Consider the following 25,538-nt stretch of genomic DNA (forward strand, 5'->3'; position numbering starts at 1 on the left):
CCATCCTCACAGTGCGCCGTAGGTGTAGGACAGGCCCAGCATCACGCTGCGCGGCGCGCCGGGCGTGTACTGGTTCTGCGTATTGGCCGTGTAGCTGCCCGTGCCCGAGTAACTGCTGCTGGCCGAATCGGCATAGCGCTTGTCGGCAAGGTTGCGCACCTGCGCCCACGCTTCCAGCCCGCGCGCCAGCCGGTAGCTGGCGCGCAGGTTGATCAGCGCATGGCCGCCATATTCCACCGTGTTGGCATTGTTCATCCAGTGGCGGCCCTGGTGCACGGCTTCCAGCGCCACCCTGGCGCCGGCCACGGGCTGGTAGCCGACCTCGAACGAGGTGATGTCGCGCGGCGCCTGCGGCATGCTGCGGCCGCTGTAATCGAGGCTGCTGGAAAGCTGGTAGCGCAGGTAGCGGTGCCGCGCGATGGCCGTGGCGAAGCGCGCGTCGAACGGGCCGCTGGCGTAGTTCAGCCCCAGTTCCAGTCCTTCGCTGCGCGTGCGGCCCGCATTGCGGTTTTCGCTGTTCCCCGGCGACAGCGTATAGCTGACGATGGTGTCGCGTCCGTCGAGCCGGTACAGGGCCGTATCGAGTTTCAAGCGGCCCTCAAGGAAAGCCCGGCGCAGGCCGATTTCATAGTTGTTGTACACGGACGGCTGCAGGTCGGCGATGCCCGTCTTGCCGTACAGCTGGCTCACCTCGGGCGGCGTGAAGCCCTGGCTGACGTTCGCATACACGCTGCCTGCATGGCCGATGGCGTAGGTGGCGCCCAGCTTCGGGCTCACATGCGAAAAGCTGCGCGACTCGTCGGGCGCGCCGTAATTGGCGCTGCCGCCTGGCGCCAGCCTGTTATGGTAGTCGTAGCGGATGGCGTCCGAACGGCCGCCCAGCACCACGCGCGTGCCGGCCAGCGGCGAAAACTCCCATTGCGCGAAGATGGCCGTGTTCAGAATGTCCGTCTGGTAGTCGCGCACGCCCTGCGGATTGGAGGCGTTGGCCAGGGTGTAGCGCAGATAGCGTCCCGTGGCCGCATCGCGCACGATGGACAGGTTATCGCTGACAAAGGGATTGTCGCTCTTGTCGACATACACGCCGGCAACCAGGCGTGTACGCAGCCAGGCGAATTCCTGCTGGTGCTTCACGTCCAGCCCCAGTGAATCGACGTGGTTGTTGTTGATGACGCCCTTGCACAGCATGCCTGCGCAGCTGCCGATGGAATACGCGGGCAGTTGTCCATGGTCGTTCTTGCGCGTAAATACGGTGATGGTGCTCGTGCCATTGGCCGTCGTCGCGCCCTCCCACGCCACATTCATGCGCGTGGTCTTGTCCTTGCGGTAGGTGAACGTGTTCAGGCTCTTGCCCGGATTGGCGCGGTAATCGTTCTCGAACAGGCTGCCCGTCATGGCCGCGTCGAGATCCGTGTGAACCAGGGTGGCGCGCAGCTGCGACGTGTGGCTGAGCGCATAGTCGGCGCGCAGCGAAAACGAATCCTTGTCGCCATAGCTGTACTCTTGCCAGTTGTCGCGCGCACGGCGCGAACTGTAATGCGAGAAGCGCAGGCCCAGCGATCCCCACGTATCGCTGGCGGAGCTGTCGTAGCGCGTAAAACCCGCCACGTTGTCGCGCCGCACGCCCACCTTGGCCGTCGGCGTGGCGCTGGCGCCGGCCGTGAGGAAATTGACGGCGCCGCCCACGGCATTGCTGCCATACAGCGAGGAAGCGGCGCCCTTCACCACTTCCACGCCGCTGGCGCCGGCCATGTTCATTTCATTGAGCGAGTTGTGGTTGAAGACGCCCAGCGGGCGGATGGGAATGCCATCTTCCAGATACTGGTAGACGGCATTCGTGCCGATGGGCTGGCGGATGCTCATGCTGTGCTGCTCGTTGCCCAGGTCATTCCAATACACGCCGGCGATGCGGTTGAGGATATCGCCCATGGTCTTGGGCCTGTCGCGTTCCAGCGTCTGCGCATTGACGACGCCAATGGCCTGCGGCGTCTCGGACAGCCACGCTTGCGCGCGCGAGCCGGAAACGACGACGGTGTCGATGGCGCGGTCAGTTTGGTCAGCTTGCTGCGCCTGCGCGCAAGGGTAGGCCACGGTGATGGCCGCGGCCAGCACCAATAATTTCTTGTTCATGTGATTCTCGTTGAAGTATGCGGATGCGACCCGTCACGCCAGTGGGCGGACAGGTCGGACTTGACAATGCAAACTCAGACGAGGGCGGGCGGCGCGCGCGACTGCGCGGTGGACCAGATGAACAGCGGTGCGGGAGACTGGTAATACAGGGCGGGGAAAATGGCCGTGCCCATGGCAACGGGCAGCGGCAGCACGGGGCCGGTGGGCGGCAAGCCTGCGGAACCCGCATGCGTGGAACAGAAGGCGCAATGCTCCATCTGCATGGCCTTGCCGGCGGACTTGCCGTCCTCGGTGGTGCCGTCCTCGACCACCTGGACAAAACGGATGCCGGCCACCGAGCAGATTTCAGCCCAGCCGGAGCCCGATTGCTGCTTGGCGTTGGCGACGGCCTGGGAAATCGATGGCGCGAGCGCCGCCAGCAGGATCGCAAAGCAGGCGATCCAGGCGGCAAGGCGGCGCGTGAACAAGGTCATTCCCATGGCCGCATTTTACCAGCGGCCATGGGGAGTGGCTAGCGCCGGGCCGCTCAGGCGGCCGGGCAGGCGGCGTTGCCGCTGTCGAACGAGCGCACGACAGTGGCCATGTCGGCGGCGATGCGGCCCACGGCGCGGCGGTGGCCCGTCACCAATTCATCGTAGCCGGCGCCCACCTTTTCATTGGCCACCGTGCGGCACGTCACCACCTTGCTGCTGGATAGCTGGCGCACGCTCCAGACGGCGTCGATCAGCGCGTACTGGCCCATCACCGATTCAAAACGCTGCACGTTGCTGCTGATGCGGTACACAGGCAGGTTGTCCGGGTGCGGCGTGCGGAACACGTCGATGGCGCCCAGGTCGTTCGTCACGGCCGTGGACAGGGCCTGGCCGATTTCGCCGGCCAGCGGCCCCGCCCAGCGCTGCTGTTCCAGCAGTTCGATGCGGCCCGAGGGTGCCGTCACCACGAACTGGTTGCGGCTCACCTGCTGCGGCACGCTGACGGCCAGCATCTCGACATAGTATTTCACGGGTTTGGCCGGCTGCACGTCGGCACCGCCGCTGAGCGTATAAAAATGCTCGGGCTGGGGCGTGGAGCAAGCGCCCAGCAGCAAGGCCGCCGTGCATGCCGCGAGGATGGGCTTCATCATTTTTCATCTCCTTTTTTGCCGCGGATCAGGGACTCCGGGTGGCGCTCCAGGTAGTCCGACAGGGCGTTCAGCGATTGCAGGGTTTGCGTCAGCTGCTGCAAGGCCTGGCGCACGTCCGACTGCAGCGGCGAGTCCTTTTGCAGCACTTGTTCGGCCGTGCCGAAGGTCTGCTTCGCCGCGGTCAGGGTATCGCGCATTTCCGGCACTACCTGGCCATCGAGCTGCTTGAACAGGGTATTGGCCTGCTTGATGGTGGCGTTCAGGTTGTTGCCGATCTCGGCGTACGGCACCTGGTCCAGCTTCCTGGCGATGCTGGCGATCTGCGTCTGCAATTCATCCAGCGTGTTCGGCACGGTCGGCACTTCCAGCGGATACTTGTTCACTTCCAGCGCCACCTTCGGCGCTTTCGGGAAGAAGTCCAGCGCGATGTACAGCTGGCTGGTGAGTAGGTTGCCCGTGCGTAGCTGGGCGCGCAAGCCGCGGCTGACCATGCGTTCAAGCAGCTGGTGGCCCACCGAGCCTTCCGCATCGTCGACGGCCGTCTTGAAGCGCATGCCCAGGCGGGCCGGATACAGGTTGACGGTGACGGGCATGCGGAAGTTCTTTTTCACGGGATCGAATTCGATGCCCACCGAGCGCACCTCGCCCAGCACGATTCCGCGGAAGTCCACCGTGGCACCGGGCTGCAGGCCGCGCAGCGACTGGTCGAAATAGAAGACGGTGGTGATGGCTTCGCCATCGGGTTCGCGCATGGCGCTGGCCTCGTCGGCGGCCAGGCGGTAGACGGTGCCGGCCGGTGCCGGCTCTTCCGGCTTGCGGCCGTTTTCCGCCTCGAAGGCGATGCCGCCCACCAGCATGGCCGCCAGCGATTGCGTATTCAATTTGAAGCCGTTGGAATCGAGCCGCACGTCGACGCCGCTGGCATGCCACCAGCGCGCGTTCTTGCCGACGAACTGGTCATACGGCGCATTGACGAAGACGGACATGGTGATGCCATGGCCGTCCTTGTCCAGCGCGAAGCTGACCACCTTGCCCACGCGCAGGCGGTGGAAGAACAGGGGCGAACCCACGTCGACAGAACCGAGGCTGTCCGCATGCAGGGTGTACAGCTTGCCCTTCTGGTCGCCGGCCACGGCGGGCGGGTCTTCCATGCCGACGAAGCTATCCTTTTTCGTTTCCGACTTGCCCGTATCGACGCCGATGTAGGCGCCCGACAGCAAGGTGCCCAGGCCCGTCACGCCGCTGGCGCCGATCTGCGGGCGTACCACCCAGAAGCGCGTATCCTGCGTGGCGAAGCGGCGCGCTTCCTTGCTCATGTCGATCGTCACCAGCACCTTGGTCAAGTCGTCACCGAGCGTGATGGTGCGCACCTGGCCGATATCGACATCCTTGTACTTGACCTTGGTCTTGCCTGGCTCCAGGCCTTCGGCGCTCTTGAAGCTGACCGTTACCGTGGGTCCCTGGTCGAGGATGGACTTGGCAGCCAGGCCGGCGCCGATCAGCGCGGCCAGCAGCGGAATGAGCCACACCAGCGACGGCAGCCAGCGGCTGCCCTGCTCCACATCGGGTTCCGGCAATGCGCGTCCGCCCGTTTCGGCAAGGTCGCCCGTTTCTTTGTCAGCCATGCTGTTCTCCAATCACTGTATTGTTTCCGGTACTTGTTATCACCACGGGTTCTTCCTCGCCGGGCACCTGCTCGTCGACGGGGTCCCAGATCAGGCGCGGGTCGAACTGCATCGCCGCCAGCATGGTCAGCACGACCACGGCGCCAAAGGCCAGCGCGCCGGGACCGGCCGTGATCACCGCCAGCGACTTGAAGCGCACCAGCGCCACCGTCAGGGTGACAACAAAGATATCGAGCATGGACCAGCGGCCGATGAATTCGACCATGCGGTACAAGACGGTGCGCTGGCGCGGCCGCCAGCGCGAACGCCGCTGCGCCGTGAATGCCAGCAGCGCCAGCACGCCCAGCTTGAGCATGGGCACGACGACGCTGGCGATGAAAATGATGATGGCCAGGCCCTTCGAGCCGCTGGTCCAGAACAGCACCACGCCACTCATGATGGTGTCGTTTTGCGCGCCAAACAGCGTATAGGTCACCATCACGGGCAGCAGGTTGGCGGGAATGTAGAGGATCATGGCGGCGATCAGCAGGGCCCAGGTGCGGCTGATGCTGTTCGGTTTGCGCACGTGCAGGGTCGAACCGCAGCGCACGCACGCCAGGTGCTTGCCCTTGCCCAAGGGCGGCGCCACCAGGCCGCAGGCGTGGCAGGGCACGACCTTCTCGCCGGGCGCGAAGGCCTTGTAGCGCATGCCGGGCAGCGCTTGGCGGGTCAGGTCGTCGCCAAGGTTCCACAGGGCCTTCGGGTCGAACGAGACGACGATGGCCAGCAGCAGGGTCAGGGCGCCAAAGGCGAACAGCCCCGGTTGCGGCACCACGGTGGCCAGGCTGGTCATCTTGACAACGGTGATCAGGATGCCGATCATCAGCACTTCCGTCATGCCCCACTCGCGCGACATCTGCACGGCACGCAGCACGCGGTGAAAGCCGGGCACCTTGACGCCGCCGCGCAAGCCCAGCGCCACGTACAGCAGGGACCCGAGTTCGATGGCAGGAAAGAGGATGGTAAACAGGAAGACCATGGCCGCCACCACCGGCATCTGTTCGGCCCACAGCACGCGGATGGAGCCCAGCAAGGTGGCGCTGGAGGTCAAACCATTGACGTCGAGTTCGACAATGGGGAAAAACTGGGCGATCAGGAAGACCAGCGCGGCGCCCAGGGTGAGCGCCACCACCTTGTCCAGGCCAGCGGGCGCGCCCCTTCCTGACGCGGCGCGATACAGCACCGAGCGGCAACGGATGCAGCGCGCCTTTTCGCGTGGACGCAGCGGACGCTTGCGGTACAGCACGCCGCAATCATGACAGCTAATCAGGTCGTATCGGTGCACAGTGTGAAGTTTGCCGGCGCCCGAAGCGCGACTATCCCATGTCAATACCAGCCATCATAGTACAGAGTTGGCATTTTCCTGCACCGCAGCACTATTTATTGTTGTGCACCCAACAAGGCCTCCACCGCGCGGCCAATCCGCAACATGCGTTCGTCGGCGCCCGCCAGGGCGCAGATGCCCAGTCCCACGGGCAGTTCGCCCTCAGCGTGGCAAGGCAGCGACAAGGCGCAGCCGTCAAGGAAATTGATCACGCTGGCGTTGCGCAGCACCAGGCCATTCGTGGCGAAAAAGGTGGCGTCATCCGCTTCCAGCGGCGCGAGCCGCGGCGCCAAAATCGCCACGCTGGGCATCAGCCAGGCGTCGAATGGCGCCAGGCGCCGTTGCGCGGCGGCGATCAGGCGCGCGCGCGCATCAAGCAGGTCGATATAATCCGCTGCACCCTGCTGCTGGCCACGGCGGATGCGCGCCGCCACGCGCTGATCGTATTGCGCGCCTTTCTCTTCAAGCAGCGCCCGGTGCCAGTGCCAGGCCTCGGCCGCCACCAGACCGCCGCCGCCATTGATCGTCGGCAGCTCCAGCAATTCCGGGAAATCGAACTGCTCCACCAGCGCGCCGGCCGCGCGCAGCTTGTCCAGCGCACGGTCGAATGCCTGCTGCACCTGCGGCTCGACATGGGTGCCCACGTAGTCCAGGGTAAAGCCGAAGCGCAGTCCTTTCACCGCTGGCGCGCCAGCGGCGATCTCGCGGCCCGACAGCGCCGCGTACAGCGCCGCGCAGCAATCGACGCTGCGCGCGATGGGGCCGGCCGAATCGAGGGAGCGCGACAGCGGCACAGTGCCGGCCAGCGAGACGGAAGCGGCCGTCGGCTTGAAACCCGTCAGGCCGCAAAAGGCGGACGGGATGCGGATCGAGCCGCCCGTGTCCGTGCCCAGCGCGCCAGCCGCCATGTCCAGCGCCACCGTCACGGCGCCGCCCGAAGTGGAGCCACCGGCCACCCGTTCGCGGTCCAGCGGATGGCGCGGCGTGCCATGATGGGGATTGAGGCCCAGGCCCGAGAACGCAAATTCGCTCATGTTGGTGCGTCCCAGCAGGACGGCGCCGGCCGCGCGCAGGCGCGCCACGGCCCCCGCATCGGCAGCGGCGGGCGGCGCATCGGCCAGCGCCAGCGAGGCCGCGCTGCTGGTTTGCCCCTTGACGTCGAACAAGTCCTTGATCGAGATGGGTAGGCCGGCCAGCGGCGAGGCCACGATGCCGGCGGCGCGCGCCGCGTCGCTGGCACGCGCTTCGGCCAATGCCTGTTCGCCATCGAGGCTGACATAGGCATGGCCGCCCTGCGCCCGGTGCGCCTCGGCGCGCGCCAGCATCTGCTCTGTCAGTGCCACGCTGGTGATGCGGCCGGCGGCCAGGTCGGCGGCCAGTTCACGGATGGTCTTCGTCATTTTTTTTATCCTTCCACGGGCAGGGTTTGCACCGCATAGCGGTGCTGCAGGCGGCGCTGCAAGGCTGGATCATACAGCTCCAGTGCAAACGCGTCGCCATGGCCCATCTCGCCGATGATGGGTTGCGTGCCGCAGAACATGGCGCTGCCCAGCGGCAGGCTGGCCTGCCCCGTGTAGCGCAGAATCAGGTCTTCCGGCGACAGCATGCGCGTCACGGGGCCATCCTGGTACAGCGCCGGCACGCCGGCCCGTTCGCGCCAGGAACGCATCTGCAGCTGGTCCCAGTGGCCCGCCACGTCCGCATAGCGCCACAGGGTGTCGCCCACGGGCTTGCCGCACATCTGCTTGGACACCGTCACGCCATAGCTTTCCACCTTGCGGTCCGTATGGTCGGAGCCGATGCCCACCAGCAGGCCGTATTCGGTGGAGAACAGCACGAATTCCGCCTCGCCGGACGAGTCGCTGCCCGGCACTTCGATGACCGCGTCGCTCGACAGCAGCTTTGCTGCTACGCGGTAAAAGGTCGGCACGCTTTTCGGTCGCGCCACGCCGATGGCTTCCAGTTCGGCGATATGGTGCTCGACCATTGCCATGTCGCGGCCCGTCCAGCCAGCGATGACCAGGCTGTCGATGTCGAAGGTGACGGGGCCGTGGCCGGCCAGGGTAAAGGTATGCGTAGTCATGATTGTTCCTTATTCTTCGAGGGGGCCGCGGCCCGTTTCGCGTGCCGCAAAGACGGCGGCGCCGGTGATCAGCAAGGCCGCCGCCACGTACAGCGAGACGGCCATGGTGCTGTTGTACGAGCGGTACAGGCTGGCGATGACGAGCGGGGCGAAACCGCCGCCGATGACGCCGGCCAGGGTATAGGCCAGCGAGGAACCCGCGTAGCGCACCTTGGTGGGGAATTGCTCGATGACGAAAGCCGCTTGCGGGCCATACATGATGGCGTGGATGACCAGGCCCACGACGACGGCGGTGACGATGGCGGCCGGGCTGGCCGTGTCCAGCAAGGTAAAGAAGGCAAACGCCCACACGAGGCCCAGCACGGCGCCCAGCGCATACACGGGGCGGCGGCCGATCTTGTCCGACAGCGCGCCAAAGACGGGCACCGCCAGCGCATTGCAGGCCGTGCCGATCATGATGGCGGTCAATGCCAGGGTCGACGACAGATGCAGCACCGTCGTCACGTACGTCAGGGTAAACACCACCACCAGCGCATACAGCACGTCCGAGCCGATGCGCACGCCACCGGCGATCAGCAAGCGGCGCCAGTAGACGCGCAGCACGTCGCCGATCGGCGCTTCGGCCTTCGCATCCTTCTGGTCGAGTTCCTTGAACAGCGGGGTCTCATCGATGCCGCTGCGTATCCACATGCCAAACGCCACCAGCAGCAGGCTGGCGATGAACGGCATGCGCCAGCCCCAGTCCATGAATGCTTCATGCGGCAGCAGATACGTGATCAGGCCGATGCAGCCCGTCGCCAGCAGGGTACCGAACGACGGCCCCACCTGCGTCCACGAGGCGTTGCGGCCACGCTTGTCCGGCGCCCCGTGTTCGACGGAGATCAGCACGGCGCCCGCCCATTCGCCACCGAGCGCGATGCCCTGCACGAAACGCAGCGCCACCAGCAGGATGGGGCTCCAGATGCCGGCCGTGGCGTACGTCGGCAAGAGGCCCATCAGGCCCGTCGTCACGCCCATCAGCATCAGCGTCACCACCAGCACCCAGCGGCGCCCCAGCTTGTCGCCCAGGTGGCCGAAGATCACGCCGCCGATCGGGCGCGAGATATAGCCTACCGCATACGTGGAAAAGGCCAGGATGGTGCCCGTCAGCGGGTCGAAGGAAGGGAAGAACAGATGGTTGAAGATCAGCGCGGCCATGGTGTTGTAGACGGTGAAGTCATACCATTCCAGAGTCGTGCCGACCATGCTGGCCGTGGCCAGGCGGCCCGTCTTGGGCTTGCCGCCCGGTGCGGCCGCATGCGCGCCGCTATGCGTGCTGCCTTGCGCGGTGGGGCGCGCGGTGGTGTGTGTAGTCATAAGCTAGCTCTCTCGTCAGTTTTTATTGCAGACGCGGCGCAGGATGCTTTGTCCTGCGCCGTCGCCCGTGTCTCGTGTTATCCGTGCCGGCAAGATGCGCGCAGGCGTGTCAGGCAGCCTGCAGGTCGGCCTCGCGCAATTGCCAGGACAGTTGCAGGATGGCCGCTTCGGCGCCATCGAGTCCCAGCGCCGCGCTGGCGGCATCGGCAGCCGCGACGGCGGCGCTTTCCGACGACGCGTCGACCAGGAAAATCGGATCGAGCACGCGGCCCTCCTTCTGCTCCGCCGGCAGGGGGCCGGACAGCTTGGCGTCGGGCATCAGCAGACGCGTGGCGATCACGCCATCGATCTGCAGCAATTTTTCACCCAGCGCCGCCATGCCGGCTACCGCTTGCGCGTCCTGGCCGATGGCTGGCGCGCCCAGGCGCAGCACGGCCAGCCAGGCACCCGTGCCCATGCCCGTTTCCGCCTCGATGGCGCAGACCCTGCGCATCGGGTCACGCATGCGCTGCAAATTCGTCACCGACCATGGCGTCTGCTGGCCGAAGGCCTTGAAGTAATCGGGGGTCTGGAAGGCGTTCAGCGACACGGTGCGATACAGGCCCAGGTATTTGCGGGGACCGCGCACGCTCTGATAGCGCGTGCCGCTGACGAAGCCGGGAATGCGCACGCGCTCTTCCACGTGTTCGCGGTCGTACCAGCGGTTGAAATCGCGTTCGTGTTCCGGGTCGGCGCTGGTCCAGACAAACAGGATGCCGGGCAAGGTGGGGGACGTCGTCATGATGGTTCCGTTCTGCGTTATGAGTGGTGTGCCAACCCAGAATAGGTGGCGCGCCTTCGCTTGGCAAACGGGTTATTCTGAACGCGACTGATAAGTTTTTCTTGTGGGTGGAGATGAGGCAACAATGTTGACTCGCTGCGGGATGGGCCAACAATGTTGTCGGATTACGCGCAAGCGCTAATCCGACCTACGCCACAGCGTCAAGCACCGTACTCCTCCGCGAGCCCCACGCTAAACCGGGCCGCCTCTTCGCACGCCAGCATGGCCACCAGCTGGATCGCCTCCGTGGTGATATCTTCGCTGTAGCTGATGACGATACGCTGCGGCGCCAGGCTGCTGGTGCACGGGATCAGGGCGATGTTGCCCTGCTCGATTTCCTCGCGCAGGGGCGCCAGCGGCAGCACGGCGATGCCGAAGCCCGACTTCACCAGCCGCACGATGGCGGAAATCGAGCTGACGCAATGCACCCGTCCCAGCTGCACACCCTCGTCCTGGCAGAGCGCCTTGAGCGCGGAATGCGGCTGCGAACCGCGGTTCATGGTGATGATCGGATGCTGCGCCAGTTGCGCCACCGTCCATGGCGTACCCGTGTCGGGCCAGTCGGCCGCCCGCCCTGCCCAGCCCATGGCGATGGCGCCGCTGCCCGTGCTGCGGATATGGTCGCCCGTCAGCATGTCCGTCTGCAGCGCGATATCGAGCTCGCCCTGCTGCAGCTGTTCGTGCAGGCGGCGCGTCGATTCGGACGTCAATTGAATCTCGATGCCCGGATAGCGTTCCTGCACGCGCTGCAAAAAGGGAATCAGCCAGGTATGCACGATGGTTTCGATGACGCCGATGCGCACTTCGCCCGTGATCTGCGCGGGCGAGGAATTGGCCGCATACATGTCGCGGCACAGTTCCAGCATGCGTTCGGCATAGCCAAGCAGGTTGCGCCCGGCGAAGGTCAGGCGGATTTCACGCGCATCGCGGTCGAACAATCGCGTGCCGAAGTCCTGCTCCAGCGAGGCGATGCGGTTGGAAATGGCCGCCTGCGTGATGTGCAGCTTGTCGGCGGCCGTGCGAAAACTGCCCAGGCGCGCGGCCCAGACAAACGCTTCGAGAAAACGGGTATTCAATTTGGCTCTTCAATCAATGGGGTTTTCTTCACGATGGTGAGTTCGCCCCATTGTAAGCCAAAGCACCCTGCCCTATTTTTCACCCAGGAAGTCGAGCAAGGTCAGGGCAACGATCTTGCTGGCCTTGCGCAAATCCTCGAGCGCCAGGCGTTCATCGGCCTTCTTCGCATTCGATTCGGGCACCGTGCGCGGGCCGGCGCCATACAGCACGGCAGGAATGCCCCGCTCGCCATACAGGCGTGCGTCCGCGTACAGCGGCGTACCGACGGCGGGAATGGTTTCGCCGAGGATGGCTTGGGCATTCTTTTGCAGGCTGCCGACCAGCTGTTCGGATCCCGGCAAGGGGCGCAACGCATGCGACAGCAGCAGGCGGCGGATCTCGATGCGGATGCCAGGTTCGCCGCGCACGGCATTCTCGATCAGCGCGCGCACCTGCGCTTCCACCGCCACCGGGTCTTCTTCCGGAATCATGCGGCGATCCATCTTCATGACCACCTTGCCCGGCACCACATTGGTATTCGTGCCGCCGTCGATGCGGCCTACCAGCATGGTGGGCGAGTCGATGCCGGCCACCTTAGACTTGATCTTTTTCAGCTCCGGCAACTGGCCATAGATGGCGTTGAGGATCTTGTTGGCCGCCTGCAGCGCGTCATGCCCCGTCTCCGGCATGGAGCCGTGGCCCGACTTGCCATGCACGGTGATTTCCAGCTGCAAACAGGCGTTGTGCGCCGTGACGATGCCATAGCTGAAACCGGCGGCGATGACAAAATCGGGCTTGGTCAGTTGCTGCTCCAGCAGCCAGCCCGGCCCCAGCAAGCCGCCGAATTCCTCGTCATACGTGAAGTGCAGTTCCAGCTGGCCTTTGAGTGGAATGCCCAGCGCCTCCAGGGCGCGCGCGGCAAACACATAGGTGGCGAAATCGCCTTTCGAAACGGCCGTTGCGCGGCCGTACATATAGCCGTTGTCGATCTGCCCGCCGTACGGCGGATACGTCCAGTTGTCGCCGGGCGGCACCACGTCGCCATGCGCGTTCAGGGCCACGGTCGGTCCACTGGCCGCATATGGTCGGCGCACGATCAGATTGGTGATGCTCTGCATGCCGTACGCTTCCACCTGGTCGGCCGGAACCGCGTGTTTTTCCGCGTGCCAGCCATACGCCTGCAGCAATTGGGCCACCAGTTCCGCGTGCGGCGCGTTATTGCCGGGCGGCGTGTCCGTCGGCTGCTGCACCACTTTTTGCAAGAATGCGACTTCCTCGTCGAAGTGTTCGTCGATCCAGGCCGTAATCTGTTCTGCGTGCGTTGTCATTTTTTTCCTTGCATGGTCTGTTGCAGCCAGACGCCCAGCTCACTGCGCTCGGCGTCGGTCATATTGGTCAGGTTCCCGATCGGCATGGCCTTCAGTTCGATGGCCTGCTTGTAGATCTGCGCCACGTGCTGGCGGATTTCCGCTTCATTATCCAGCATCATGCCGGCCGGCGCCGTGGCGAAGCCCGGCTGCGTGGGCTGGGCCGAATGGCAGGTGGCGCAGCGCTGCGCGATGATGGCATGCACGCTCTTGAACTGCGCTGCCGGATCCACCGCTGGCGCGGCCGCCACGGCCACCGGCGCTTTCGGCGCGATGGCGACGGCCACGGCCAGCAGCAAGGCCACGCCAAGGGCCGGATAGCGCCACTCGACACGCCCCCTGTGGCGCAGGTTGAAGAAGTGGCGGATGAAGACGCCGGCCGCCATGATCAGCGCCAGCACCAGCCAGGCATGGTCGTTGCGGTAGGTCATCGCGTAGTGGTTGCTGATCATGATGAACAGCACGGGCAAGGTGAAATAATTGTTATGCACGCTGCGCTGCTTGGCCTTCATCCCGTGCTTGGGGTCGGGCAGCTTGCCGGCGGCCATGGCCTCGACCATCTTGCGCTGGCCGGGAATGATCAGCATCAGCACATTGGCCACCATGATGGTGCCGATCATGGCACCCACATGGATATACGCGGCGCGTCCGCTGAGCAGATGCGTGAGCACATAGGCGGCGCCGACGATCAGCGCGAACACGGTCACGCCGAACCACAGTTCATATTGCGCCAGCTTCGAGCGGCACAGCAAGTCATAGACGGTCCAGCCGATGACAAGGGTGGCGATGCCGATGCCGACAGCCTGGCCGCTGGAGATGTCCGCCACGGATTTATCGATCATCATGGCTTGCGCATTGAAGTAGTAGGCAATCGTCAGCAGGGCAAAGCCGGACAGCCAGGTGGAATACGCTTCCCACTTGAACCAGTGCAGTTCCTTCGGCAGTTCGGCCGGCGCCACCAGGTATTTCTGCGGATTGTAAAAGCCGCCGCCATGCACGGCCCACAGTTCGCCCGACACGCCTTTTTTCGCCAGCTCGGAACCGGGTGCCGGCGGGCGGATCGAGTTGTCGAGCCAGACAAAATAAAAGGAAGCACCGATCCAGGCGATGCCCGTGATGACGTGCAGCCAGCGGACGATCAGGTTCAGCCATTCAAGGCCGTACGGAATCAGGTAGGCAAATACTTCCATAAATTTCCTCTAGTCAGACCGAACCAATATTCGTGCCAATCTACACAAGATAAACGGATTTACCGCCCGTCACATGAAAAATATCGTATATTTGACATATTCAATTCGATATACAACAGAGCCACCAGCCCATGTCCAGCCTGCCGCAACACCTCGATTTGCACCTGATCCGCATCCTCTACCTGCTGCTGGTGGAAAAAAACGTCTCGCGCGTGGCGCTGAAACTCAACCAGCCGCAGCCCTCGATTTCCGCGTCACTGCGCAAGCTGCGCGAGCTGACGGGCGACCCGCTGCTGGTGCGCGGCGCGCGCGGCATGGTGCCCACCCAGCATGGCGAAAGCCTGCTCAATCCGGCCAAGCGCATCCTCGACCAGACGGAAAGCCTGTTCGTCAAGAAGACGCCGTTCGTGGCGCAGGAAGAAGCGCGCACCTTCCACATCGCCGCGCCCGACTATCTGGACAGCCAGTTCCTGCCCAACGTGGTGGCGCTGCTGCGCCGCGGTTCGCCGAAAAGCCGCGTGGTGCTGCACAGCCTGGGGCCGGGCATCGACCATATCCGCCAGCTGTCAGACGGTGGCCTGGACCTGGTGATCGCCAACTGGGACGAGCCGCCCGCCCACCTGCACATCTCGAAGCTGTTTGAAGACCCCATCATCTGCGCCATGCACGCGGAAAACGCCTACGCGCGGCGCACGGCCAGCGACGCCATGACCCTGGACGATTATCTGAGCCTGCCGCACGTGGCGCCGTCGCAGATGATGCCCGGCTATCATGGCGTGATCGACTCCTTCCTGGAGCGGCAGAACCTGCAGCGCAACGTGGTGGTGGAATCGGCGTATTTCGGCCTGATCCCCTACATGCTGACGCAGACCGACCTGGTGCTGACCACGGGCCGGCAGTTCATGCGCTTTTATGAAAAGACCCTGGCGCTGAAAACGTACACCGTGCCATTGAAATTTCCACCGATGCGCTTTTACCAGCTGTGGCACCAGCGCGTGCACCAGGCGCCCGAGCACAAATGGCTGCGCGACCAGGTCAGCGCCGCGGCCAAGGCGCTGGTGCAGCGATAGGCGCTATCAGCGCGCGCATATAATGGACGCCAGGACGGGGCGCTATCATCACCGCTTGCATGATCGGAAAACCATGACCACCCTTTCAGACCTGAACGCCAGCAGCCCGGCCGACTTTATCGCGCGGCTGCACGGCATCTACGAACACTCGCCCTGGATCGCCCAGCGCGCCGCCCACGCCATGCCCTTCGCCAGCCTGACGGCGCTCAAGGCAGAGCTGCAGCGCGTGCTGGCCCTGGCTTCGCCGGAAGAACAGCTGGGACTGATCCGCGCCCATCCCGAGCTGGCCGGCAAGGCCGCCATCGCCGGCCAGCTGACGGCCGAATCCACCCGCGAGCAGGCCAAGTCAGGCCTGAACCTGTGCAGTCCCGACGAATTTGCCACCTTGCAGCGCCTCAACAGCGACTACAACGCCAAGTTCGGCTTTCCCTTCATCCTTGCCGTCAAGGGACCGACGGGTGAAGGCCTGACGCGCCAGGACATCATCGCCACCTTTGCGCGGCGCCTGAAAAACCGCCGCGCCGACGAGCTGGCCGAATCGCTGCGGCAGATCAAGCGCATCGCCGAGCTGCGGCTGAACGACCTGTTCGACGTGCGCCTGGACTTCGGCCCGGCCATCATGCAGCAGGCGGAAACCCTGGCCGGCTGGAGCGACAGCGACTACAACCTGACCTGCGCCTACCTGACGCCGGCGCACCGGAAAACGGCCGCGCAGCTGGCCGCGTGGATGACGGAAGCAGGCATGCAGGTGCATATCGATGCTGTCGGCAATGTGGTCGGACGCTATCTGTCCGACACGCCCGGCGCGAAAACCCTGATGACGGGATCGCACTACGACACGGTGCGCAACGGCGGCAAGTACGACGGCCGCCTGGGTATCGTGCTGCCGATCGCCATCGTGCGCCACCTGCATGAGCGGGGCGAAAAGCTGCCGTTTCACTTCGAGATCGTCGGCTTCGCCGAAGAGGAAGGCGTGCGCTTCAAGAGCACTTTCCTGGGCAGCACGGCCGTCACGGGCAGGTTCGACGTGGCGCTGCTGGAACAGCGTGACGCGGACGGCGTCAGCATGCGCGAGGCGCTGGCCGCCGCCGGCCATGAAGCGACCGCCATCGGTGCCATCGCGCGCGATCCGGCCGATTTGCTCGGCTATGTGGAAGTGCATATCGAGCAGGGTCCCGTGCTGCTGGAACGCGACCTGCCGCTGGGGATCGTCACGGCCATCGCCGGCAGCTCGCGCTACCTGGTGACCCTGGGCGGCGTGGCCAGCCACGCGGGCACCACGCCCATGACCATGCGCAAGGATGCGGCCAGCGCGGCCGCCGAAATCATCCTGCTGGTGGAACAGCGCTGCAACCAGGGCGAGGCGCTGGTCGGCACCGTGGGGCAGCTGCAGGTGCCGAATGGCTCCGTCAACGTGATCGCCGGCGCCTGCACCCTGTCGCTGGATATCCGCGCGGCCAGCGACGCGGTACGCCAGGCGGCCGTCGACGATATTCTGGATGGCATCGCCGCCATCTGCGCGCGGCGCCAGATCGATTATCAGCTTGAACTGCTGCTGTCGATCAGCGCGGCGCCTTGCGCGCCGTGGCTGATGGCGCAGCTGGCGCAAGCCGTGGAATCGGTCGGCATCGCACCGTACGCGCTGCTGTCGGGTGCCGGCCACGACGCCATGGCCATGGCCGCCATCACCGACGTGGCCATGCTGTTTACCCGTTGCGGCAATGGCGGCATCAGCCACAACCCGCTGGAAACCATGACGGCGGACGACGCCGACATCGCGGCGCGCGCCCTGCTGGCCTTTTTGCGCAACTTCCAACCCAAGCCCTGAACGGAGCCGGGCCGCTGCCGCTAGACGGCGACGGCCCGCTCCAGCATTGCGTGCAGCAGCACGTTGCAGCCCGCTTCCAGGTGTTCGGGCTTGGCATCCTCGATTTCATTGTGGCTGATGCCGTCCTTGCAGGGCACGAAGATCATGCCGGCCGGCGCCAGCCTGGCCGCATAGATGGCATCGTGGCCGGCGCCGGAGACCACGTCCATCACCGAGTAGCCAAGCTTTTCCGTGGCGTTGCGCACGGCGTCCACGCAGTCGGGGTGGAACGGGCATGGCGGGTAGTAGGACACCCTTTCCAGTGAAATGCCCAGCCCCGTCCTGTCGCGCGTGGCGTCGATAAAAGCCGTGATCTCGCCATGCATGGTGTTGAGCAGTTCGTCGTTCACATTGCGCAGGTCGATGCTGAATTTGACTTCGCCGGGAATCACGTTGCGGCTGTTCGGGAAGACCTGCACCATGCCCACCGTGCCGCGCCCGTAAGGCGGATAGCGGTTCGCAATGGCCACCACCTCCTGCATGATGGTAGTGGCCACCTGCAATGCATCCTTGCGCAGGCCCATGGGCGTGGGGCCCGCATGCGCTTCCATGCCCGTCACCACGCAGTCATACCACGACAGCCCCATCACGGCCGGCACGACGCCAATCACCTTGTCCGCGTCTTCCAGCACGGGGCCCTGCTCGATGTGCGTTTCAAAGTAGGCGCCGATCGGGTGGTCGCCCGGCACCTGGTCTCCGCGATAGCCGATGCGCGCCAGCTCCTCGCCCACCGTCTTGCCTTCCGTGTCTTTGGCCGCGTAAGCGGTTTCGAGCGAAAAGGCGCCGCAGAACACGCCGGAACCCATCATCACGGGCACGAAGCGCGAGCCTTCCTCGTTGGTCCAGAAGGCCACTTCGATGGGCGCCCGCGTCTTGATGTGCAAATCGTTCAGGGTGCGCACCACTTCCAGGCCAGCCAGCACGCCGTAATTGCCGTCGAACTTGCCGCCCGTGGGCTGGGTGTCGATATGGCTGCCCGTCATCACCGGTGGCAAGGTATTGTCCGCGCCGTCGCGGCGCATGAAGACGTTGCCGATCTGGTCGATCGTGATGCTCATGCCCGCTTCGCGCCCCCAGCCCACCACCAGGTCGCGCCCCTGCTTGTCCAGGTCCGTCAGGGCCAGGCGCTTGACGCCGCCCTTCGGCGTGGCGCCGATCTGCGCCAGTTCCATCAGCGCCGCCCACAGGCGTTCGCCATTGATACGCAATGCATCCATCGTCAACTCCTTATGCGGTCGTGGCGGAAAAAGCCGGGCGCCCGATATACCGCCCCGCCCCCTCGACGGCCATCAACTCGCCCTTGTGGAACACCACCTTGCCGGCGGCGATGGTGGTGCTGGGGATGCCGCGCACGGTGCGTCCTTCGAAGACATTGAAGCCCCCTTTGGCGAACTGCGTGGCGGCGGAAATGGTGCGCGTGCCTTGCGGGTCCCACAGCACGATGTCGGCGTCGCTGCCGACGGCGACGATGCCCTTGCGCGGATACATATTGAAGATCTGCGCCGCATTGGTGGACGACACCTTGACGAATTCTGACGGCGTCAGCATGCCGGAATTGACGCCCGCATCCCACACCACGGCCATGCGTTCCTCGACGCCGCCGCAGCCGTTCGGGATGCGCGTGAAGTCATCCTTGCCGGCCGCCTTCTGCTCGGCGCAAAAGGTGCAGTGGTCGGTGGCCGTCGTGTGCAGGTTGCCGCTTTGCAGACCATGCCACAAGGCCGCTTGATGGTGCTTGCCGCGAAACGGCGGGCTCATGACGTGGCCGGCGACGAAATCAAAATCGTCGCTTTGGTAGACGCTGTCGTCGATCACCAGGTGCCCTGCCAGCGCCTCGCCATACACGCGCTGGCCATTCGCGCGCGCACGCGTGATGGCGTCCAGCGATTCCGCGCAAGAGACGTGCACGATGTAGACAGGCGTATTAAGCACGTTGGCAATGGCGATGGCGCGGTTGGCCGCCTCCGCTTCCACGGCCGGCGGGCGCGACAGCGGATGCGCCTGCGGCCCCGTGATCCCCTTCTTGAGCAAGGCTTGCTGCAATTGAAAAACCAGCTCGCCGTTTTCCGCATGCACGGTGGGCAGCGCGCCCAGCTCCAGCGAGCGCGTAAAACTTTTTACCAGGGTTTCGTCATCGGCCATGATGGCGTTTTTGTAGGCCATGAAATGCTTGAAGCTGTTCACGCCATGCTCGCGCACGAGGGTGCCCATGTCTTCATGCACCTGCTCGCTCCACCAGGTGATCGCCACGTGGAAGGTATAGTCGCCGGCCGCCTTGGCCGACCATTCGCGCCACTGGTGGTAGGCCTCGATCAGCGACTGTTTCGGCGCGGGGATGACGAAGTCCATGATGGTGGTGGTGCCGCCCGCCAGTCCCGCTGCCGTGCCGGTGAAAAAATCGTCGGACGTCACGGTGCCCATGAAGGGCAGATTCATGTGCGTGTGCGTGTCGATCCCGCCCGGCATCACGTACTGGCCGCCCGCGTCGATCACGGTAGCCCCTGCCGGTACGGCCAGATTCTCGCCGACGGCGGCGATGATGTCGCCCTCGATCAGCACATCGGCGCGGAATGCCCTGTCGGCGTTGACGACGGTGCCGCCACGTATCAGTGTAGTCATCTTGTCTCCTTGAGTGATTACGACTGCGGCGCCTGCTGCACGTGCGCCGCCACCTTGCCCTTCATCATGACGCCGTAGACGACGGCGGCGATGGCCACGCCCACGAACCAGGCGTAGGTATAGATGGTCTTGAATCCTTCAGCCACTCCCGGGAACGCCGTGGGAAAGGCCGCATTCAGAAAGCCCGGGATGTTCGGCAGCACGGCAATGACGAAGGCGATCAGGGCCGCCATGTTCCAGCCACTGCCATACGAGTAGACGCCGTCGTCGCGGTACAGCTGCCTGACGTCGAGCTGCGTCTTGCGCACGAAATAATAGTCGACGATGAGGATGCCGGCGATGGGACCCAGCAGGGCCGAATAGCCGATCAGCCAGGTGAAGATGTAGCCCTGTGTCGATTCGAGCACCTTCCACGGCATCATGATGATGGCGATGAAAGCCGTGATGTAGCCGCCCATCTTGTACGAGATCTGCTTGGGCGCCAGCGCGGAAAAGTCATATGCGGGCCCCACCAGGTTGGCCGCCAGGTTGACGCTGACCGTGTCGATCAGCAGGATGATCAGGGCAATCAGCACGGCGGCACCCGTCATGCGGCTGGCCAGGTCGACGGGGTCCCAGATGGCCTTGCCGTACATGACGACGGAGCCTGCCGTGACGATCACGGCCAGCATGGCCAGCAGGCCCATGGGCACGGGCAAGCCGATCGACTGGCCCAGCACCTGATCGCGCTGCGTCTTGGCAAAGCGCGTGAAGTCGGGAATGTTCAAGGCCAGGGTGGCCCAGAAACCCACCATGGCCGTCAACGATGGCCAGAAGACGCTCCAGAACTGGCCCGCCTTTTTACCGCCGGGGATGAATTGCGATGGCTGGTCCAGCAGGCTGCCCACGCCGCCGGCCTTGCTGTGCACCCAGTACAGCAGCACGAAGCAGATGAGGATTTTCAGCGGTGCCGTATAGGTTTCCAGTTTGCGGATGGACTCCATGCCGTGCAGGATGTAATAGAACTGGATGGCCCAGAAAGCCAGGAAGCACAGCAGCTGGCTGCCATTGATGCCCAGGCCGGCGATCTTCTCGCCGCCCAGTTCATGGCCCATCAGCACGCCCATCAGGGTGTAGATCATCTGGCCGCCGAACCAGGTCTGGATGCCGTACCAGCCGCAGGCGACGATGGCGCGCATCAGGGCCGGCAGGCGCGCTCCCGCCGTGCCGAACGAGGCACGCGCCAGCACGGCGTACGGGATGCCGTACTTGGTGCCTGCATGGCCGATCAGCAGCATCGGCAGGAGCACGATGGCGTTGGCAAGAAATACCGTGAGCACGGCCTGGTAGCCGGACATGCCGCTGTCGATCAGGCTGGCCGACAGGGTGTAGGCGGGAATGCACATCACCATGCCGACCCACAGCGCGGCGAAGTGGTACCAGCGCCAGGTGCGCTGCGCCGCCGTGGTGGGCGCCAGGTCTTCATTCCAGAGTTGCGTGTTGCCTGAGTAGTCGTGGTTCACAGGGTTGCTCCATCGGTGAGACCGCTGGCGCGCACGGGCGCCAGGGATACGGCAATGTGGAAACGGCTCGGCTTCAAGTAATCTAGCTTACTGCAAAGACGAGCCGCTGTTTATAAAATAAACGCACGCAATAACCGTGCCCTATGCCGTCTCCGCCAAGGCCCGGGGATTCCTGGGATCCTGCGTCCAGTTCATGTACGGCTTGCCCGTGGTCTGTGGCACCATCGTGATGCAGCCCTGCACCGGACAGGTGATTTCGCACAGGTTGCAGCCCACGCATTCATCCTTGATCACTTCATAGCTGCGCGTGCCGGCCGCGTCGATCAGCTGCGCGATGGCCTGGTGCGACGTGTCTTCGCAGGCCACGTAGCACTTGCCGCATTTGATGCAGTCGTCCTGGTTGATCTGCGCGATGACCTGGTAATTCATGTCCAGGTATTTCCAGTCCGTCGTGTTGGCCACGGCCTTGCCGGAAAAGTCGCTGATGCATGCATAGCCCTTCTCGTCCATCCAGCGCGACAGGCCATCCTTCATTTCTTCGACGATGCGGAAACCATGCAGCATGGCGGCCGTGCACACCTGCACGCAGCCGGCGCCCAGGGCGATGAATTCGGCCGCATCGCGCCAGTTTCCGATGCCGCCGATGCCGGAAATGGGTAGGCCCCGCGTCTGCGGATCGCGGGCGATTTCCGCCACCATGTTCAGCGCGATGGGTTTCACGGCTGCGCCGCAATAGCCTCCGTGCGTGCTGGCGCCGCCGACGATGGGCAAGGCCACCATGCGGTCCAGATCGAGCGAGGTAATCGAGTTGATGGTGTTGATCAGCGAGACGGCATCGGCGCCGCCTGCCTTGGCTGCGCGCGCCGGCATGCGCACGTCCGTGATGTTCGGCGTGAGCTTGACGATGACGGGCAGCTTGCTGTGCTTCTTGCACCAGGCCGTGACCATCTGCACATATTCGGGAACCTGGCCCACCGCCGCGCCCATGCCCCGTTCCGGCATGCCGTGCGGGCAGCCGAAATTGAGCTCGATGCCATCCGCGCCCGTCGCTTCGACCTTGGGCAGGATATCGGCCCAGTAGTGCTCTTCGCAGGGCAGCATCAGCGAGACGACGATGGCGCGGTCGGGCCAGTCCTTTTTCACTTGCGTGATTTCGCGCAGGTTGATCTCCAGCGAGCGGTCGGTAATCAGTTCGATGTTATTGAAGCCCACCACTTCGCGGTTCTTGCCATACAGGGCGGAATAGCGCGACGAGACGTTGACGGCGGCCGGGTCTTCCCCCAGGGTTTTCCACACGACGCCGCCCCACCCCGCTTCAAAAGCGCGCACCACGTTATAGGCCTTGTCGGTCGGTGGCGCGGACGCCAGCCAGAAAGGGTTCGGCGACTTGATGCCGCAAAATTCGATGCTGAGATCAGCCATTATGCAGCCTCCACTTTGGAAAGAATATCGGCATGGATGGCCAGTGCGGCCAGCTTGCCATGCTGGACGGCCTGCACCGTCAAGTCCTGCCCCGGCGCCACGCAGTCGCCGCCCGCGTAGATCCTCGGCAGCACCGTGCGAAAGCGCGCATCGACAGCGATCTTGTCGCCCTCGCGTCGCAGCAGCGACGCCATCGGGTCATGCAGCACGTCCGTGTCGAGGCTCTGGCCGATGGCCTTGAAAATGGCGTCGGCCGCCACGTCAAATGTTTCGCCCGTGCCCGCCAGGCGCGTGCCCTGCATGGCGGTTTTTTCGAAGCGCATGCCCGCCACCTTGCCCGCGCCATCGAGCAGTACCTGCTGCGGCTGGGCCCACGTCAGCATGCGCACCTGGTTGGCCTTGGCGATCTCCTGTTCATGGTGGGTAGCCGTCATGGCGTCGAAGCCGCGCCGGTAGACGAGGGTGACTTCCTCGGCGCCCAGGCGCTGGATTTGCACGGCCATGTCGATGGCCGTATTGCCGGCGCCGATGACGATGGCCCGCTTCGGCACGGGCAGCGCGGCCAGGTCATCGGCCTGGCGCAGCGCGGCGATGTAGTCGACGGCAGCCAGCAATCCCGGCGCGTCCTCGCCCGTCAAGCCCAGCTTGCGGCTGGCGCCCAGGCCCAGCCCCAGGAACACGGCGTCGTATTGGGCGTGCAGTTCGCGCAGGTGCAGGTTTTCACCCAGCACCTGGCGACATCGGATCTCAATGCCGCCTATATCGAGCAGGAACGCGACCTCCTTTTGCGCGAAATCGTCCGTCAGCTTGTACTTGGCGATGCCGTATTCATTCAGGCCGCCCGCCTTGCCTTCCTTTTCAAAAATCACCACGTCGTGCCCCAGCATGGCCAGGCGGTGCGCGCAGGACAGGCCGGCCGGTCCTGCGCCGACGATGGCGATCGTCTTGCCGGTGGCAGCGGCGCGTCTGAACGGGTGCGCCGCGAAATGTGCGTGATCGACGGCGTAGCGCTGCAGCAGGCCGATCTTGACGGGCTGGCCTTCGGCGTCGTGGTTGCGCACGCAGACGTCTTCGCAGAGGATTTCCGTCGGACAGACTCTGGCGCAGCTGCCGCCCAGGATGTTCTGCTTCAGGATGCCGGCGGCCGCGCCGTTGATGTTCTTGTCGTGGATGTTGCGGATAAAGCTGGCCACGTCGATTTCCGACGGGCAGATGCGGCTGCACGGCGCGTCATAGCAGTACAGGCAGCGGGCACTTTCGATGGCCGCCTGGCGCGCCGACAGGGGCGGCGCCAGATCCGTGAAGTGGCCTGCCAGTTCCTCATTGGGCAGGGCGGGATGCGGCAAATAGTGTAAAGACTCGATCATCGCGTATTCCTCTTGTTATGTGCGGCCGGCTTGTAATTTGAAACCTTTACTTCATCTGGGGAAAAGCAAATTCCACACCAGCGCTTGCCGTGTTTGGCCAGCGCTGCATCACGGCCTTGTGGCGCGTATAAAAGCGCACGCCTTCGGGGCCGTAGGCGTGGTGGTCGCCGAACAGGCTGCGCTTCCAGCCGCCGAAACTGTTGAAGGCCATCGGCACGGGCAGGGGCACGTTCACGCCCACCATGCCAACCTGTATCTGCCGCACGAATTCGCGCGCCACGCCGCCATCGCGCGTGTAGATGGCCACGCCATTGCCGTACTCGTTGGCGTTGATCAGGTTCACCGCGTGCACCACGTCGGGCGAGCGCATCATGCACAGCACGGGGCCGAAAATCTCTTCCTTGTAGATGTTCATGTCCGGCGTCACGTGGTCGAACAGGGTGCCTCCCACGAAGAAGCCGTTTTCGCGTCCGGGCACAACATGGTTGCGGCCATCAACAAGCAAGGTGGCGCCCTGCTCCACGCCAGATGCGATCAGTTTTTCAATGCGCTGCTTGGCCGCCAGCGACACCACCGGCCCCATTTCCGCACCATCGGCCATGCCGTCGCGCACTTTCAGTGCGGCCGTGCGCCTTGCCAGTGCATCCATCAATTTGTCGCCCGCGTCGCCCACGGCCACCACCACGGAGATGGCCATGCAGCGCTCGCCGGCCGAACCGTAGGCGGCGCCGATCAGCGCGTCAACTGTCATGTCCATGTCCGCGTCGGACATCACCACCATATGGTTTTTCGCGCCGCCCAAGGCTTGTACGCGCTTGCCGCTGGCGCTGCCGCGTGCATAGATATATTCGGCAATCGGCGTGGAGCCGACAAAGCTGATGGCCTGCACCACGGGATGGTCGAGCAAGGCATCGACCGTCACCTTGTCGCCCTGTACCACGTTGAAGACGCCGTCAGGCAAGCCCGCATCCTTCAGCAGTTTGGCGTGCAGCAGCGAAGCGGATGGATCGCGCTCGGACGGCTTCAAGATGAAGGTATTGCCGCAAGCGATGGCGACGGGGAACATCCACATCGGCACCATCACGGGGAAGTTGAATGGCGTGATGCCGGCCACCACGCCCAGCGCCTGGCGCATGGACCAGGCGTCGATACCGCGTGAAATCTGGTCGGTGAATTCTCCCTTCAACAGCTGCGGGATGCCGACGGCAAATTCCACCATCTCGATGCCGCGCGCCACCTCGCCCTGCGCATCGGCAAACGTCTTGCCATGTTCGCGCGTGAGCATGGCGGCAAATTCGTCCGTGTGCTGCTGGCACAGCTGCAGGTAGCGGAACAGCACCCGCGCACGCGTCAAGGGCGGCGTGGCGGACCACGAAGGAAAGGCGGCGGCGGCGGCCTGCACGGCTGCGTCGACTTCCTCGCTGGTGCCGAGCGCGACCCGTGCCACAGGTTCGCCCAGGGCGGGGTTGTAGACGTCGGCATAGCGGCCGCTGATGGTGTCGACTTTGGCGCCGTTGATGTAGTGGGTGATGGTGTCGAGATCGTTCATGGTGTTCCTTTTTAACCCCCAAGGGCAGA

General features: G+C 64.5%; 20 protein-coding genes. 2 read left to right on the plus strand and 18 right to left on the minus strand.

The window, feature by feature from the left end; genetic code table 11:
* Positions 1-6 precede the first annotated feature (6 nt).
* The 12 genes from ACQ4WR_RS08960 to ACQ4WR_RS09015 form a co-directional block, all read right to left on the minus strand.
* Positions 7-2,130, minus strand: a complete 2,124-nt coding sequence (locus tag ACQ4WR_RS08960) for a TonB-dependent receptor family protein (RefSeq protein ID WP_436486710.1) — start codon at positions 2,128-2,130, stop codon at positions 7-9.
* Positions 2,131-2,204: 74 nt separating this feature from the next.
* Entirely contained in the window at positions 2,205-2,609 is a 405-nt protein-coding gene (locus ACQ4WR_RS08965) for a DUF2946 domain-containing protein (protein WP_436486712.1), read from the minus strand.
* Between the two features lie 47 nt (positions 2,610-2,656).
* Positions 2,657-3,253, minus strand: coding sequence for a PqiC family protein (locus ACQ4WR_RS08970; RefSeq protein ID WP_436486714.1), 597 nt, complete (start codon positions 3,251-3,253; stop codon positions 2,657-2,659).
* Positions 3,250-4,878 (minus strand): PqiB family protein, encoded by a 1,629-nt coding sequence (locus ACQ4WR_RS08975; RefSeq protein WP_436486716.1) that lies wholly within the window; start codon positions 4,876-4,878, stop codon positions 3,250-3,252. Before ACQ4WR_RS08975 ends, ACQ4WR_RS08970 begins: the two co-directional genes overlap by 4 nt.
* The gene (locus ACQ4WR_RS08980; protein WP_436486718.1) at positions 4,871-6,163 is read right to left on the minus strand and encodes a paraquat-inducible protein A; all 1,293 of its coding nucleotides are present in this window, start codon (positions 6,161-6,163) and stop codon (positions 4,871-4,873) included. Before ACQ4WR_RS08980 ends, ACQ4WR_RS08975 begins: the two co-directional genes overlap by 8 nt.
* Positions 6,164-6,297: 134 nt before the next feature.
* Positions 6,298-7,641, minus strand: coding sequence for an amidase (locus tag ACQ4WR_RS08985; RefSeq protein ID WP_436486720.1), 1,344 nt, complete (start codon positions 7,639-7,641; stop codon positions 6,298-6,300).
* Positions 7,642-7,646: 5 nt separating this feature from the next.
* Positions 7,647-8,324: a DUF2848 domain-containing protein gene (locus tag ACQ4WR_RS08990; RefSeq protein ID WP_436486722.1), complete on the minus strand. Its 678-nt coding sequence runs from the start codon at positions 8,322-8,324 to the stop codon at positions 7,647-7,649.
* A 9-nt stretch (positions 8,325-8,333) separates the two neighbouring features.
* Complete coding sequence (locus ACQ4WR_RS08995) at positions 8,334-9,680, minus strand: MFS transporter (protein ID WP_436486724.1); 1,347 nt, start codon at positions 9,678-9,680, stop codon at positions 8,334-8,336.
* Positions 9,681-9,789: 109 nt separating this feature from the next.
* The gene (locus tag ACQ4WR_RS09000) at positions 9,790-10,461 is read right to left on the minus strand and encodes a hypothetical protein (protein ID WP_436486726.1); all 672 of its coding nucleotides are present in this window, start codon (positions 10,459-10,461) and stop codon (positions 9,790-9,792) included.
* 200 nt (positions 10,462-10,661) lie between these two features.
* Positions 10,662-11,576 carry a LysR family transcriptional regulator gene (locus tag ACQ4WR_RS09005; protein ID WP_436486728.1) on the minus strand — a complete coding sequence of 305 codons (915 nt, stop codon included), beginning with the start codon at positions 11,574-11,576 and terminating at the stop codon, positions 10,662-10,664.
* A gap of 72 nt (positions 11,577-11,648) precedes the next feature.
* The gene (locus ACQ4WR_RS09010; RefSeq protein ID WP_436486730.1) at positions 11,649-12,884 is read right to left on the minus strand and encodes a M20/M25/M40 family metallo-hydrolase; all 1,236 of its coding nucleotides are present in this window, start codon (positions 12,882-12,884) and stop codon (positions 11,649-11,651) included.
* Positions 12,881-14,113, minus strand: coding sequence for a urate hydroxylase PuuD (locus ACQ4WR_RS09015; protein WP_436486732.1), 1,233 nt, complete (start codon positions 14,111-14,113; stop codon positions 12,881-12,883). The genes ACQ4WR_RS09010 and ACQ4WR_RS09015 overlap by 4 nt, the downstream gene beginning before the upstream one ends.
* A gap of 131 nt (positions 14,114-14,244) precedes the next feature.
* Here ACQ4WR_RS09015 and ACQ4WR_RS09020 point away from each other — a divergent pair, with 131 nt between their 5' ends.
* Positions 14,245-15,183, plus strand: coding sequence for a LysR family transcriptional regulator (locus tag ACQ4WR_RS09020; RefSeq protein ID WP_092798123.1), 939 nt, complete (start codon positions 14,245-14,247; stop codon positions 15,181-15,183).
* A gap of 73 nt (positions 15,184-15,256) precedes the next feature.
* Positions 15,257-17,011, plus strand: a complete 1,755-nt coding sequence (locus tag ACQ4WR_RS09025) for an allantoate amidohydrolase (protein ID WP_436486734.1) — start codon at positions 15,257-15,259, stop codon at positions 17,009-17,011.
* A 20-nt stretch (positions 17,012-17,031) separates the two neighbouring features.
* Here ACQ4WR_RS09025 and ACQ4WR_RS09030 read toward each other — a convergent pair whose 3' ends face one another.
* From ACQ4WR_RS09030 to ACQ4WR_RS09055, 6 genes are all read right to left on the minus strand, one after another.
* Positions 17,032-18,267, minus strand: a complete 1,236-nt coding sequence (locus ACQ4WR_RS09030; RefSeq protein ID WP_436486736.1) for a Zn-dependent hydrolase — start codon at positions 18,265-18,267, stop codon at positions 17,032-17,034.
* A 10-nt stretch (positions 18,268-18,277) separates the two neighbouring features.
* Positions 18,278-19,669, minus strand: coding sequence for a dihydropyrimidinase (gene hydA / locus ACQ4WR_RS09035; RefSeq protein WP_436486738.1), 1,392 nt, complete (start codon positions 19,667-19,669; stop codon positions 18,278-18,280).
* Between the two features lie 17 nt (positions 19,670-19,686).
* A complete protein-coding gene (locus ACQ4WR_RS09040) occupies positions 19,687-21,171 on the minus strand; it encodes an NCS1 family nucleobase:cation symporter-1 (protein WP_102295639.1) in 1,485 nt (494 codons plus the stop codon).
* A gap of 141 nt (positions 21,172-21,312) precedes the next feature.
* Entirely contained in the window at positions 21,313-22,593 is a 1,281-nt protein-coding gene (gene preA, locus ACQ4WR_RS09045; RefSeq protein ID WP_436486740.1) for an NAD-dependent dihydropyrimidine dehydrogenase subunit PreA, read from the minus strand.
* Positions 22,593-23,960, minus strand: coding sequence for an NAD(P)-dependent oxidoreductase (locus ACQ4WR_RS09050; protein WP_436486742.1), 1,368 nt, complete (start codon positions 23,958-23,960; stop codon positions 22,593-22,595). The genes preA and ACQ4WR_RS09050 overlap by 1 nt, the downstream gene beginning before the upstream one ends.
* 46 nt (positions 23,961-24,006) lie before the next feature.
* On the minus strand, positions 24,007-25,509 hold the full coding sequence (locus ACQ4WR_RS09055) for a CoA-acylating methylmalonate-semialdehyde dehydrogenase (protein WP_436486744.1): 1,503 nt from the start codon (positions 25,507-25,509) through the stop codon (positions 24,007-24,009).
* Positions 25,510-25,538 lie beyond the last annotated feature (29 nt).

The organism is Janthinobacterium amylolyticum (genome assembly GCF_051380655.1).
Classification (GTDB): Bacteria; Pseudomonadota; Gammaproteobacteria; order Burkholderiales; family Burkholderiaceae_D; genus Janthinobacterium.